At 70.6% G+C, this 13,098-nt stretch carries 14 protein-coding genes; 13 read left to right on the top strand and 1 reads right to left on the bottom strand.

Going from position 1 to position 13,098, the window contains the following annotated elements:
* Positions 1-14 precede the first annotated feature (14 nt).
* The 13 genes from IG90_RS0119180 (at position 15) to IG90_RS0119240 (ending at position 11,975) form a co-directional block, all read left to right on the top strand.
* Positions 15-335: a hypothetical protein gene (locus tag IG90_RS0119180; RefSeq protein ID WP_030585720.1), complete on the top strand. Its 321-nt coding sequence runs from the start codon at positions 15-17 to the stop codon at positions 333-335.
* Between the two features lie 41 nt (positions 336-376).
* A complete protein-coding gene (locus tag IG90_RS0119185; protein WP_233436010.1) occupies positions 377-760 on the top strand; it encodes a hypothetical protein in 384 nt (127 codons plus the stop codon).
* 3 nt (positions 761-763) lie between these two features.
* Positions 764-4,279 (top strand): phage tail tape measure protein, encoded by a 3,516-nt coding sequence (locus IG90_RS0119190; protein WP_030585725.1) that lies wholly within the window; start codon positions 764-766, stop codon positions 4,277-4,279.
* On the top strand, positions 4,280-5,278 hold the full coding sequence (locus IG90_RS0119195) for a phage tail family protein (RefSeq protein WP_030585727.1): 999 nt from the start codon (positions 4,280-4,282) through the stop codon (positions 5,276-5,278).
* Positions 5,279-5,294: 16 nt separating this feature from the next.
* The gene (locus tag IG90_RS0119200) at positions 5,295-6,479 is read left to right on the top strand and encodes a siphovirus ReqiPepy6 Gp37-like family protein (RefSeq protein ID WP_030585729.1); all 1,185 of its coding nucleotides are present in this window, start codon (positions 5,295-5,297) and stop codon (positions 6,477-6,479) included.
* A 3-nt stretch (positions 6,480-6,482) separates the two neighbouring features.
* Positions 6,483-7,412, top strand: coding sequence for a hypothetical protein (locus IG90_RS0119205; RefSeq protein WP_051860134.1), 930 nt, complete (start codon positions 6,483-6,485; stop codon positions 7,410-7,412).
* A 10-nt stretch (positions 7,413-7,422) separates the two neighbouring features.
* On the top strand, positions 7,423-8,049 hold the full coding sequence (locus IG90_RS45960; protein ID WP_030585734.1) for a hypothetical protein: 627 nt from the start codon (positions 7,423-7,425) through the stop codon (positions 8,047-8,049).
* Entirely contained in the window at positions 8,046-9,599 is a 1,554-nt protein-coding gene (locus IG90_RS0119215; protein ID WP_233436011.1) for an NlpC/P60 family protein, read from the top strand. Before IG90_RS45960 ends, IG90_RS0119215 begins: the two co-directional genes overlap by 4 nt.
* A 63-nt stretch (positions 9,600-9,662) precedes the next feature.
* Positions 9,663-9,908 carry a hypothetical protein gene (locus tag IG90_RS0119220; protein WP_030585740.1) on the top strand — a complete coding sequence of 82 codons (246 nt, stop codon included), beginning with the start codon at positions 9,663-9,665 and terminating at the stop codon, positions 9,906-9,908.
* On the top strand, positions 9,908-10,756 hold the full coding sequence (locus IG90_RS0119225; protein WP_051860135.1) for an N-acetylmuramoyl-L-alanine amidase: 849 nt from the start codon (positions 9,908-9,910) through the stop codon (positions 10,754-10,756). Before IG90_RS0119220 ends, IG90_RS0119225 begins: the two co-directional genes overlap by 1 nt.
* Before the next feature lie 2 nt (positions 10,757-10,758).
* Positions 10,759-10,989, top strand: a complete 231-nt coding sequence (locus tag IG90_RS0119230; RefSeq protein WP_030585745.1) for a hypothetical protein — start codon at positions 10,759-10,761, stop codon at positions 10,987-10,989.
* A gap of 159 nt (positions 10,990-11,148) precedes the next feature.
* Entirely contained in the window at positions 11,149-11,283 is a 135-nt protein-coding gene (locus IG90_RS46685; protein WP_267958693.1) for a hypothetical protein, read from the top strand.
* Positions 11,280-11,975 carry a collagen-like protein gene (locus tag IG90_RS0119240; protein ID WP_030585750.1) on the top strand — a complete coding sequence of 232 codons (696 nt, stop codon included), beginning with the start codon at positions 11,280-11,282 and terminating at the stop codon, positions 11,973-11,975. Before IG90_RS46685 ends, IG90_RS0119240 begins: the two co-directional genes overlap by 4 nt.
* 40 nt (positions 11,976-12,015) lie before the next feature.
* Here the strand turns inward: IG90_RS0119240 and IG90_RS0119245 are convergent, their stop codons facing one another.
* Positions 12,016-12,258, bottom strand: a complete 243-nt coding sequence (locus IG90_RS0119245) for a winged helix-turn-helix domain-containing protein (RefSeq protein ID WP_030585753.1) — start codon at positions 12,256-12,258, stop codon at positions 12,016-12,018.
* Positions 12,259-13,098: the final 840 nt, after the last annotated feature.

A 13,098-nucleotide genomic window follows, 5' to 3' on the forward strand; every position in this document is an offset into this window, starting at 1 on the left:
GAGACGAGCAGACCATGAGCAAGCCCAATCGCAAGCGCTACCGCCTCTCCGAGGTCCGCCAGCAGTTCACCGACGCCGTCGGCGGCGAGACCGTGGAGTTCGAGACCGACACCGGGGACGTCCTGACGTTCCCGCACCCGCTGTTCACCGACGAGGAGTGGGACCAGAAGGTCGACGGCGCGGAGACTGCCCACGACAAGGCGGTGGCGATCCTCGGCGACGAGCAGTACGAGAAGTACAAGGCGGCCGGGCACGCTGACGGCGATATCGCGCTGCTGATGATGGCCGTACAGCAGGACATGCAGGGCCAGGTCAAGAAGCGCCCTACACGGTAGTCGACGTCCTCGGGCTCTACCCCGAGGCCGTCGAGGCCGACTTGCTCCACCACTACGCCCCACGCGACCCGATCGCCGAGTTCTGGCGGGGGGACATCAGCCTGCGCCAGCTGCGCGTGATGGTGGAGGGCCTGCCCCCGAACGGGGCGCTGGCCCGTCGGCTGGCCGGACACCACTGGGAACACAGCGACTTCATGCTGGCCGACCTGCTCGACGCGGTCGGCCAGTTCGTGGTCGATTTCCGCAACGCCAACAAGGCGGAGAAGGCCCCGGTGCAGCCGTACCCGGATCGGGTGTGGCGGCCGGAGAAGCCCGGCGCTGCGAAGAAGCGGAAGAAGCAGGCGGCCCGCGAGGCCGCCGAGGGCCGCGCCGGCTACCGGCGGATCGTCTCGCTGGCGACACCGAGGTACTCAGAGATGGGGTGAGCCATGCCCCGCGCGGGTGCCGTATGGGTCGACGTCCTGCCGAACATGTCGCGTTTCGGGCAGCAGTTGGACCGGGAGATCGGGGAGCCGGTCGCCCGGGCCAGCAACGCGGCGGGCCAGGCCGGCGGCGAGGGTCTCATGTCCGGCATGAAGGGCAAGGTCCTCGCCGGGGCGGCCGCCGTCGGCGTCGCCGCCGGGGCCGTCCTGATGCAGGGCATCACCGAGGCCGTCGACAAGCAGAAGGCCACCGGGAAGCTCAAGGCCCAGCTGGACCTGTCTGCCGCCGACGCGAAGAAGGCGGGGGCGGCGGCCGGGAAGCTCTACGGGTCCACGGTCACCGAGAGCGTGGATGAGGCGGCGGCCGCCGTGCGGGCCACGATGTCCGCCGGCCTCGCCCCGCCCAAGGCCACCACGAAGCAGCTCGCGCAGATCAGCACCAAGGTCCAGGACCTGCAGACGCTGTTCGAGGTCGACCTCGGCCAGGCCGCCAACGCCGCCGGGCAGGCGGTCAAGACCGGGCTGGCGAAGAACGCCAACGAGGCCCTGGACGTGATGTACCGGGGCTTTCAGATCATGGGCCCGAGGGCCGATGACCTGGCCGACACGTTCAACGAGTATTCGACGATCTTCCGGTCGCTCGGCCTGGACATGAAGACCGTCACCGGCCTGTTCTCCCAGGGCATGAAGGCCGGCGCGCGCGACACGGACGTGGTCGCAGACGCGCTGAAGGAATTCCAGATCCGTACGACGGACGGGTCCAAGGCCTCGGCCGAGGGGTTCGAGCTCCTCGGCATGTCCGCGACGAAGAGCACGGCCATGTTCGCGGCGGGCGGGGCTGGGGCGGCCAAGGGCCTGCAGACCGTCCTGGACAAGCTCAGGGCGATGAAGGACCCCGTCGACCGCAACGCGGCGAGCGTGGCCTTGTTCGGCACCAAAAGCGAGGACCTCGGCCAGGCCCTCTATGCCTTGGATCCGTCCAAGGCGGTGGCCGATCTGGGGAAGGTCGGCGGCGCGGCGAAGCGGGCCGGGGACGACTTGCGCGACAACGCGGGCGCGCGGTTCGAGGCCTTCAAGCGGCGGGCCCTGATGGCCCTCGGGGACGTCACGACGAAGTACGTCCTGCCGCCCCTGGAGACCTTCATCGACTTCGTCGACACCCGGGTCGGCCCCGGCGTCAAGGCGCTCAGTGACGGGTTCCAGTCCGGGGTCGGGTGGGTTAAGGAGTACGGCCTGTGGTTCACACCGCTCGCTATCGCGATCGGCGGCGTCACCCTGGCCATGACCGCCTCGTCCATCGCGACCGGCATCACGATGGGCGTCATCGGCGCGTACTCCATCGCGATCCGTACGGCGGCCGCCGTCACCCGCGCCTGGACCCTGGTCCAGGTCGGGTTCAACGCGGTCATGGCCCTCAACCCCGTGACCCTGATCATCATCGGGATCGTCGCGCTCGGGGCCGCCATCGTCGTCGCGTACAAGAAGTCGGAGACGTTCCGGAACATCGTTCAAGGCGTCTGGTCCGCGATCCAGACCGGCTGGGCCGCCCTGTGGGCGTTCCTCAAGCCGGGCATCGACGCCCTGATGGTCGGGCTCCGCGCGATCGGCACGGCCGCATCCTGGCTGTGGACGACCGTGCTCTCCCCGGTGTTCTCGGGGATCGGCATGGCCGCCCGGATCCTCGCCACGATCATCACCGTTGCCCTGGTCCTCCCGACCGTCCTGGCGTTCAAGCTGCTCGGGGCAATCGGCTCGTGGCTGTGGGACGTCGCCCTCGGACCGGCGTTCCGGGGCATCGGGGCCGGGGCCATGTGGCTCTACAACAACGGCATCAAGCCCGCCGGAACCGCCGGTGTCGCGGTATTCAGGGCGCTCGGGGCGGCCGGGACCTGGGTGTGGAAGAACGCCCTGCAGCCCGCCTTCCAGGGCATCGGCTCCGGGGCCATGTGGCTGTACCGCAACGGGATCAAGCCCCCCATCGACGCGGGCATGGCCACGCTGCGGGCGCTCGGCGCGGCCGGGAAGTGGGTATGGACGAACGCCCTGCAGCCCGCCTTCCGGTCGATCGGGGCCGGGGCGTCGTGGCTCTACAACCAGGCGATCAAGCCGCCCATCGACAAGGCGCGTTCGCTCGCCCGGTCCCTCGGCCTCGCGTTCGAGGCCGGGGCCAAGGTCGTCGGCGACGCCATGAACTCGATCAAGGACAAGGCCAAGAAACCGGTCTCGTACGTGATCGACGTGGTGTACAACCGCGGGATCCGCGGCGTCTGGAACGCCGTTGCCGGCGCGTTCGGCGCTCCCAAGCTCGACCCCTTCAAGGGGTTCGCGCGCGGCGGTGTGCTGGCCGGGCAGTCGTCCTACCGCGACGGTGACGACCAGCTCGTCCCGCTCCGCCGGGGCGAGGGCATCGCAGTGTCCGAGGCGATGCGCGACCCGTACGAGCGCAAGCGGCTCCTGGCCGTCAACGCCGCTGCGATGCACGGCCGGTCGCTGCGCCCGTTCCAGGGCGAAGGGTTCGCCCGCGGCGGGATCTTCGACTGGGTGAAGGGGGCCGCCAGCAAGGGTGTCGACCTCGCCAAGAGCGGCGTTGGCTGGCTCAAGGACGGGATGAAGGCCTCGGCGGTCGCCGGGCTGAACTCCGTCGTCAAGCCGCTGCTGAACAAGATCAGCGGATCGGCTTCGCTGTACCGGGACATGATCCGTGGGGTCCCGGAGCGGATGGTCAAGGAGATCGTCGGCTACTCCGGCAAGGCAGACAGCAAGCTCGGGGCCGCCGGGGTCGGAGGCGGCACCTTCAAGTCCGCGTTGAGCTGGGCGCGGACGCAGGCCGGGAAGCCGTACATCTGGGGCGGTGTCGGCCCGGCAGGGTTCGACTGCTCGGGCTTCCTCTCCGCGATCGAGAACGTGATCCGGGGCCAGGCACCGAACCGTCGCCGTTGGGCAACCGGGGCGTTCGCCGGGGCCACGGCCCCCGCGGGCTGGGTCCTCAACGGCCGCTCCCCGTACCAGATCGGCATCACGAACAGCGGCGTCGGGCACACGGCGGGCACCCTCAACGGGACCAACGTCGAGAGCAGGGGCGGGGACGGCGTGATCGTCGGCCCCCGCGCCCGCTCGTACAAGTCCAGCCTGTTCACCCACCGGTACGGGCTCAAGGTGAAGGGCTACGCCGACGGCGGCCGGCCCCGCAGGGGTGAGATCGGGTGGGTCGGCGAGGACGGCCCCGAACTGCGCGTGTTCGACGGCAACAGCCAGATCATCGACCACGCCACGTCCATGGGCATCGCCGCCCAGGTCGGGGCGGGCCGGGTGGCGGGCATGACCCGGCCCCTGGCCTCCCAGGCGCCCGCAACACCGCAGGGCCGCACGGTGGTTGCTGCCCCGCGCGGGCAGGGACCGCAGGACCGGGCGGGCGGGGACACGTACAACTTCTATCCCCGCACGTTGGACATGACCACCGCCGACCTGGACGCGTTGCAGCGCCGCAGGGACGCCATGGACCGGGTGGGGAGGCCGCAGTAAATGCCCCTGATCACAGCGCCGGTCGTCGATCCGCCGGATCCCGGCACGCCGGGCGGCGGGGGTACCCCGATCCCGCTCCCCGAGGTGGGCAACGCCACCGCGTTCTACACCGATCCGACCGGGACGGTGTGGCCGCTGTCCCAGTCGTCGGCCGGTTGGTTCACCCTCGCCGACGGTGTGTCCGGGCTGGGGGCCGCCGCCTACACCCTCACCACCGACGCACAGCCGAGAGGAGGAGCACGGCTACGGCATGCCCAGCCGCAGCCCCGCACGATCATCTGGCCCCTGCACGTCTACGGCAAGAACCATCTGGAGTTCCTGGAGCGGTGGCGGCAGCTGTCCACGGCGTTCACGCGGACGCTGCGCCGGGGCCGGGACGGGCGCCGCACGCCGGGGGTGCTGACGATCGTCCGCCCGGACGGCACCAGCCGCAGCGTCGAGGTCTACTACCAGGCCGGGTTCGAGGGGCAGGGCAAACGGGGCTCCGGCATCATCAGCGACTCGGTGGCGCTCGCCCTGTGGTGCGAGGACCCCTACTGGAAGGCCGGGGTGCCGGTCCCGGTGCACCGGGAAACCGGGGAGCTGAGCGACTTCCTGGACCCGTTCCCGTCGGTGTCCTCCTCGCAGGTCCTGGGAGACACCACGGTGGACAACCCCGGGGACGCCGTGGTCTGGCCGACCTGGACGATCACCGGCCCCGCCTCTCTGATCACGTTCACGAACGAGACGACCGGCGAGGCCTTCGCCCTGGACCCGGCGGAGGTCGGGCACGGGGCCCTCACCCCGGGCGAACGGGTCACGGTACGGACCGACCCGGCGCAGGTCCGCTTCCAGGACGGGTCCCCGGACGGGGTGAACTGGTCGGGTGCGCTGAACTGGCCCGACGCGGTCCTGTGGGGCCTGGAGCCCGGCCTCAACGAGGTGACGTTCCAGCTCGACGGCAGCGGCCCCGGGTCCGCGGTCGACCTCCTGTTCTACCCCCGGCACGAGACAGCGTGAGAAAGGGGGGCGGGCGGTGGCGATCGAGCTCCTGGTCACGAACAGCGCCCTGGCCGTCCAGGGCGACCCACTCGCCGGGTGGCGGGCCCTGACGGCAGAGCAGCGGTACAACGAGCCCGGGTCCGGGTCGGTGCGACTGACGGCGTATCCGGAGGTAATGGCGCAGCTGCAGCCCGGCAACCGGCTCGTCGTCATCCGCGACCGGCAGGTGTGGATGGCGGGGCCGATCGAGGTCCCGCAGGACTATGAGTGGGATCTGGAGGGGGCCGCCGACCCGGGCGAGGTCACCGTGTCGTTCACGGACGACCTCGCCCGGGTCGCCGGGTACCTCACCTACCCGGAGCCCGCGAAGACGTGGACGAACCAGACCGCCACCACGGACATAGCCCGCCAGCTGCTCGGGACCAGCGAGACGATCATCCGCACACTGGTCGACGAGAACTGCGGCCCGGGCGCCATCGCCGCTCGCCGCATTCCCCAGCTTGTCCTGGACACCGTGGCCGGCGTCGGAACCGTCCGTACGCTGACCACCCGGATGGAGCCGCTGCTGGACGCCTGCCGCAAGGTCGCCGTCCCGACCAACATCGGCTTCCGGACCCGGCAGGCTGGGGGGCAAATCCTCTTCGGGGTCTACGCACCCCGCGACCTCTCGGGAACCGCCCGGTTCTCCGCCGGGCTCGGCAACCTGAGAAAGCTGCGGTTCTCCCTGTCGGCGCCCACCGCGACGTCGGAGCTCGTCATGGGCGGCGAGGACCCCGCCCAGCAGGTCGGCGCCGGGGAACCTGCCAACACCCGCGCGTACGTCGAGGTGACGTCGGGGGCGCAGGCTTCCTGGTACCGGGTGGAGAAGCTGGTGCAGTCCAGCGGGAAGACCGATGCGGACGGGGAGCTCACGCAGGACGGCGTCCTGGCCCTCGGCAACGACAACCCCCAGGCGAGCTTGTCGACGGAGACCGTCGACACCGAGGACCTGAAGGCCGGCCGCGACTACGGCCTGGGCGACAAGGTCAGCGTGGTGCTGCCCACCGGGCTGACCGTCCTGGACGTCGTCCGCCGCATCCAGCTGACCGCCGAGAGCCCCGACACAGGCGAGAAGGTCACCGCCGTGGTCGGCAACGGAGACACCACGACCAGCGCATCACTGGTCGGCACCGTGCGCCAACTGGCGTATCGGCTCGGACAGATAGAGAGCAGGGGGTGACCCGTGGCGCAGGCATCCTGGCCGAGCCCGGCCCACAACAACAGGGCGATCACAGATGCTGAGTACGAGCAGCTCGCCGCCCGGTTCAGCGACGACGGTGTCTACGGAACCCCCGTGGACCCGGCGACGGTCACTGCGGGAGTGGGCCTGACCGTTGTCGTCCGGCCGAACGTAGAGGCCTCGGTCCATGGGCACTGCTGGACGTCGGGCACCACAGGCGAAACCCTGAGCATCACCGCCAACTCCAGTGGACAGACCCGTATCGACCGGGTGGTCCTACGCCTGGACCGCTCCGACTGGACGGTGCGCGCCGTCGTCAAGGACGGGACGCCCGGATCGGGCGAACCGCCGCCTCTGACCCAGGACTCCGGCTCCACCGGCGTCTGGGAGATCCTCCTCGTCGGGGTCACCGTCCTCACCGGGGCAACGTCGGTATCCGTGACCCGCGGCGAGCTTTACGTCGGGACCCGGGTGCGGCCTGCCCTCGCCTCGCACCGCAACGTCCTGCCCCAACGCGGCGAGCTGGCCTACGAGACAGACACGGGGCGACTGAGCCTGTACACCGGTGCCGGAGGGTGGATCAGCCTTCACGAGCCGAGCAGCGAGGTCCAGCTCGGCGCGGGCTACTCGTCGTGGATCGACGAGGGCCAGGCCGTGGGCCAGCGGTCCGGGTCCGTGGTGTCGCTCCGGATCAGCAAACGCCGCATCGGGTCGACGTTCAACGCAACCGACGCGGACGGGTCCAAGCTCGCGACCGTGCCGGCCTCGTTGCGGAACACCGCCCGCAACCAGTACTTCGCCTGCACGTTCTCCAACGGGGTGACGGGCCGGGTCGAGGTCCGTACCGACGGCAGCATCTGGGCGCGGATGCTGTCCGGCAACGTCACCGTCAACCACACGATCTCCCTGACCATGACCTACCTGCTGAACTAGGAGCCCCCTGATGGCACGTTACGAGTTCGGGGCGGGTATCGCGGACTACGTGGTGACCCCCATCGACGGGCAGTGGGCCGTCGGTGCCGAGGCGCTTGTCACCTTCTGGGACGCGGCTCAGGACGGCACCCAGTACACGGACCTGCTGGACCAGGACGCCGTCCCGACCACGGAGATCACCTCCGACGAGAACGGGGGACTCCCCACGTTCTCGGGGCCTGACGGTGTGACCGGCATGTGGGCCGACGCGGGCGGCATCAGCCGAGCGTGGATCGAAGCCCGCGGAGCGGCAGCCGGCGGAGGAACCGCCGAGTACACCACGACGAAGGGCCTCATCGTCCCCGCGCCAGCAGGGGCGGTGTCCTACGTCATCTGGCGCGCACCCGACGCCTGCACGGTGACCGCGGTACGCGGCTACCGGGAGGGCGGAACCGGAGCCACCATCAACGCTACGGCGAACGGCCTCGACCTCCTGGCGGTCGACCTGTCGCTGTCCACCGCCGACACCTGGCTGTCCGGGCCTGACGTGCAGAACGCGGCACTGGCGGCCGGGGACAGTCTCGCCATCGCCGTACGCAGTGCCGCCGGCGACCCGGCGGCAGTCACCATCCAGATCGACATACAGGGGCTCGGATGACTCCGCTGATGACGCTCGACTCCCGCAGCACGAACCAGGCGGCATCGCCCAGTCCGCTCACCGTGGAAACGGTAGAGGGCCCGCCGGAGCTACTGCGGGTCCACGACGAAACCGGACTCCTGGCGACGCTGACCGTGGGCGCGCGCACTGTTGCGGTGCGCGGCCCTGCCCGCACGTTCACCGAGCAGAAGCGGCCGTTCGTCGACACGTTCGACCGGACCCGGTCGGATGGGTGGGGATCTTCCGGCGGGGGCGGCACCTGGTCCAACGCCAACGGAGTCGATGCCAATTACTCGGTGGGCGGCGGGTTCGGCATCATCAGCATGACGGCCGCCAACAGCAGTCGGCACACGTCGGTGATCGACGACCTCACCGACTGCGACGCCCGCCTGTCGTGGTCCCTCGATGTCATGCCCACCGGCAACGCCTCGTCGCTGGCCCTGCTGCTCGGGTACACCAGCACCAACAACCAGTACAGGGCCCGGCTGTCCGTGCTCACCACGGGCACGGTTCAGCTGATCCTGGAGCGGGAGGCGGCGGGCAGCACGACCACGATCGGAGCGCTCACCACAGTCGGAACCGGCTACACCGTCGGCGACGTCTGGCACATCCGCGCCCAACGCGTCGGCACGACCATCCGCTGCCGGGCCTGGGAAGACGGCACTACCGAGCCGTCGACATGGCTGCACGAGGTGACGGACGCGACGCTGGGCGCCGGCCGGATCGGCGTCCGCGGCCTCGCCTCCACCGGGTCGACCGCCGTCCCGTTCGAGTTCCGGGTGCACGACATCCAGCTGTACTCCGGGACGTGGCCGGACCCGCCCGTCATCACCCACAACACATGGGTGAGGATCCTCGACAGCCCGTATGCCGGGCAGTGGACACCCGCCCTTGAGGCCCAGGTGCGCGCCTGGGCGTACGACACCACACCGGACGCCCTGGCCTACGCGATGATGTACGTCACCGGCGCCCCGCCCGTCACCGACCCGGCACTGGCCGGGGCGCAGATCGCCGGGCAGTCCCGGTACGGCCCGCTCAGCGCGACCGGCGTACCGATCGAGGGCGGCGACTTCCACGACTACATGGGTCTGGACTGGGTGTTCGTCAGCGGCGAGACCCGCACCGCGGACGCCCCCGAGCTCCACTGCATGGACTGCTCCGGATACGTGCGAATGGTATGGGGCTACCACATGGGCCTCCCCATGGTCCGCACCAAGGGCATCGACGGCAGCACCCTGCCGCGCATCACGAAAGACATCGGGCCGGCGGGGCCTGGCGTCATCGTTGCCCAGGCCGTCGGCACCGCCCCGGCGCTCACCGACCTGCAGCCCGGGGACGTGCCTCATTTCGACGCTGACTCCGGCGACGCTGTGAGCGGGCAGCTCGACCACAACGGGATCTTCCTCGGCGTCGACCAGGACGGTCACCCCCGATTCGTCAACAGCCGCAAGACGCCGAACGGGCCAACGTTCGGAGACCTCGGCGGATCGTCCACCCTCGATGGCAGCGGCACCTACGCCACCAGCCTGCGGATCATCCGCCGGTTCTGACCCAGCTCACCCATACCCGCCCCGGACCACCTGGCCCGGGGCTCCGTCATGTCTGGAGCACCCATGCCCGACTTCTCCACACCGGCTGTCGGCCGGATTGTCCACTACGTCAGCTACGGCACCCCGGGCGGCGAGTACGCGTCGCAGTGCCGCGCAGCAATCATCACCGCCGTCCACGGCCCGTTCCTCGTGGATCTTGCAGTGCTGAATCCGGAGGGCATGTTTTTCAACCGAGAGGTGACCCATGGTGAGCCGAGGGCGGACGGCTCATACGAGGGCGGTAGCTGGCACTGGCCGGAGCGCGTCTGATGGCCTGGTACCCCGGTGCCAAGAAACTGGAGCTGCAACCCGAATCGGACGCACAGCCCGCGATCCGGCCGACGCAGCTCATCGTCCACAGCATCGTCGCGAACTGGACGGCCCGCCGCACCTTCGAGTTCTGGCGCGACTCCACCAACCTCGAATCCCACTTCGGGATCGGATACGGGGCGGGGGACATCGCCCAGTACATCGGCACCGAGACCCGAGCTGACGCCAACGCCGGGGCGAACCGGAGGAGCGACGGCACCGGGGCGATCTCGGTGGAGACCGCCTCGAACAGCACGGCGACGGACCCGTGGAACGCCTCGCAGATCGAGGAGCTGATCGAGCTCGGAGTGTGGGCGCACCGCACCCACAAGATCCCGCTGCGGATCTGCCGCACGCACAACGACCCCGGGTTCGGCTACCACAGCCTGTTCCCGCAGTGGTCGACGTCGGGCACCGCCTGCCCCGGGAAGGCCCGCATCAAGCAGTTCCGCGAGGTAGTGATCCCGGGGATCGTCGCCCGCGCCACCGGCAAGACCAAACCACCGAAGGAGGCTGACGTGGCCCTGTCCACCGACGACATCAAGAAAATCTGGAAGACGGACGGCATCCTGCCGTCCCCGTCGACCGCGGCGAAGGGCAACGACTTCTGGACTGCGGACTCCTACATCCGCGACATCCACGCCCGGCTCCGCGCCGTGCAGGGTGTCCAGGAAGCGAACACCGCGACGATCCGCGCGATGGCCGAGGCGCTCGCCTCGCGGGACGACGCGGTCGACGTGGACGCCCTGATTGCCCGGATCGAGACCGCCATCAAGGGCGTCACCGTGCGCCTGGAAACGGAGAGCTGACCATGAGCAAGCTGCTGCTGGACCTGGCCGAGCGGTCCGCGTGGACCGGTGCGCAGTCCGCGCTCGGCCTGGCCGTCGTCGAGCTGGCGGACGTGCCGGTGTGGTGGGCGGCCCCGGTCGCCCTGGCCCTCGCGTCGGCCAAGAGCTGGGTGGCCGGTCGGCTCGGCCGGAAGGGCACCGCGTCCACGCTGCCCGCCGCCAAGGACCCCGCGTCGCACGCCACGGGCGTCTGACCTGACCGTAGTGCGCTGGAGGACCGTGTGGATGCTGCGATGCTCACCGCGCTGGGTGCACTGCTGGCCTCGCCGGTAGCAGCCGCGGCAGCCATCTACGGGTCCCGGGGCGCCACGCGAGCGTCCCGGGAGGGCGGAGCTTTGACCGGATTCAGTAGCTTGACCGACCAGTTGCAGGAGGAACGGATAGAGCTGCGCTCTGAGCTGGCGGCGGTGCGCAGTGAGTTGGCGGCGGAGCGGGCGGAGTCCGCGCGGCTGCGGCTCCTCGTGACACAGCTCGGGGGGACGCCGTGACGCGGACACAGCACATGCTGTACCGGCGCCGGTACCTGCTGTGGATCACGGCGGCGCTCCTCGCCCTCGGCGGCGGGTTGGCCCTGGCGTTCCTCCAGATTTCGCAGGCGGAGCAGCACGCCGACCAGCTGGCGGTAGAGGCGGACCGGCGCGGCGACGCGGTCGGCACACTGGCTACGGATGTGCGGACGCTGCGCGCACAGATCACGGCCGACGGCGGCACCCCTGCCGCACCCGACCCGGCGGCGGCCGTGGACGATCTGCCGGACCGGGTGGAGGTACCGGTGCCGATCCCCGGGCCGCCGGGTGCGCGCGGGCAGAAGGGTGAGGCTGGCACCCCCGGGGAGGACGGCCGGGACGGTGAGCCCGGGGCGGACGGGTCACCCGGGCCTGCGGTCACGGGCGCACCCGGCCGCGACGGGGCGGACGGTGTCGACGGGGCCGACGGGGCGCAGGGAGTCCAAGGCGAGCGTGGCGAGAAGGGCGAGACCGGCGCGACCGGCCCGGCCGGTGAACGTGGCCCGGCGGGTCCGCCCGGCCCGGCCTGCCCCGACGGGTACAGCCTCCAGCCGCCGGCCGATGACCCTGACGCTCTCGTGTGCCGCCGCACCGGTGCACCCACTGAGCCCGAGGACCCGCCGACGGGGCCTGGGCCGCTCGCCCTGGACCCGACCCGCCGCCAGTACCGATGACCACGGCCCCCACTGCCCTTGCGGCGGTGGGGGCCATTCGTCATGCCCCGGGCTCGGGCAGGCGGGCCACGAACGTGCCGATGCCCGGCTCCATGTACGCGAGCCCCGCGGCCCGGAGTTCCTGGAGCACCCGGCGCGCCGTCACCGGACTGACCCCCGTCTCAGCCTGGAGATCCAACGCTGACGGCAGACGCGTCCCAGGCGGGTACGTCCCGTTGTCGATGCGCTCCTCCAGCAGGGCGTACACCTGCCGCCACCTGGGAATATCCGGCTGCCAGTCCATACCCCGGACGCTAGGCGCGCAGGGGTGGCCAGGCGAGACAGGCGAGATCAGTTGGCCTATTGCACCTATCGGACCTATCGCGCCGGGTCTATGGTGGTGACCACAGAGAGAACCCCGGCGCCGTGTCACCGGCCCGGGGTGCGGACACCGCTTGGAGGAGCGACGTCATGGCAGAGCGTACCGGGCCTGTACAGGCCCAGCACAGGGCCGGAGAGGCCGCCGTACAGACGGCATACGCCGCATTCATCCGGCACACGCAGCTGTGTCCGCCATGTCGCGAGACCGGCGCGGACTGTGAGGCTGCGGCCAATCTCCGGCAGGCGTGGCGGGACGCGCGAGCGGCGGTGGCCGCGTGAGGTGTGACCGCTGCGACCAGCCGATCCCGCCGGGCCAGGAAGAGCGGGTACCCGTGGGCGGGGCGTCCGGTGCGGGCACCGTCGTGGTCCTGCACCGCCAACTGTGCCCCCGGTCCCGGTCGCACGCCGCCCCGTACCCGGCGGGCCTCGGCCGCTGAAAGCCCCCGCTTGCACCCGAGGCCGGCGGCGGCCGGGGTTCAATCGGGTACCGAACAGCCCCTGCCTCTCGCGCGGCAGGGGCTGCTTCGTGTTCACCATTGCCGTGCGCGACGGGGTGCGGGACAATGGAGTCTGCGCAGGTCAGCCCGCATGTAGCCCATAGGGATTGCGTGAGCGGTGCGTGAGCGGAGGTCCCGCAGGGTCCCAGAATTACCGGAGTCTGCCAGCGTGGGGGAGTGGCAACACCCCTGATAACCAGGGCATTCGGAGTCAGCCGGAGTGAGCCAGTCTTCAACCTGGCGACTCATAATCCGTCGGCCGTGGG

It is taken from the genome of Streptomyces anulatus (assembly GCF_000721175.1).
Taxonomy (GTDB): domain Bacteria; phylum Actinomycetota; class Actinomycetes; order Streptomycetales; family Streptomycetaceae; genus Streptomyces; species Streptomyces anulatus_C.

Excerpts from the sequence above, each read along its gene's own strand:
- IG90_RS0119245 (WP_030585753.1), bottom strand. The coding sequence starts at position 12,258 with ATGGACTGGCAGCCGGATATTCCCAGGTGGCGGCAGGTGTACGCCCTG.
- IG90_RS0119215 (WP_233436011.1), top strand. The coding sequence starts at position 8,046 with ATGACTCCGCTGATGACGCTCGACTCCCGCAGCACGAACCAGGCGGCA.
- IG90_RS0119180 (WP_030585720.1), top strand. The coding sequence starts at position 15 with ATGAGCAAGCCCAATCGCAAGCGCTACCGCCTCTCCGAGGTCCGCCAG.
- IG90_RS0119195 (WP_030585727.1), top strand. The coding sequence starts at position 4,280 with ATGCCCCTGATCACAGCGCCGGTCGTCGATCCGCCGGATCCCGGCACG.
- IG90_RS0119230 (WP_030585745.1), top strand. The coding sequence starts at position 10,759 with ATGAGCAAGCTGCTGCTGGACCTGGCCGAGCGGTCCGCGTGGACCGGT.
- IG90_RS0119190 (WP_030585725.1), top strand. The coding sequence starts at position 764 with ATGCCCCGCGCGGGTGCCGTATGGGTCGACGTCCTGCCGAACATGTCG.
- IG90_RS0119220 (WP_030585740.1), top strand. The coding sequence starts at position 9,663 with ATGCCCGACTTCTCCACACCGGCTGTCGGCCGGATTGTCCACTACGTC.
- IG90_RS0119225 (WP_051860135.1), top strand. The coding sequence starts at position 9,908 with ATGGCCTGGTACCCCGGTGCCAAGAAACTGGAGCTGCAACCCGAATCG.
- IG90_RS45960 (WP_030585734.1), top strand. The coding sequence starts at position 7,423 with ATGGCACGTTACGAGTTCGGGGCGGGTATCGCGGACTACGTGGTGACC.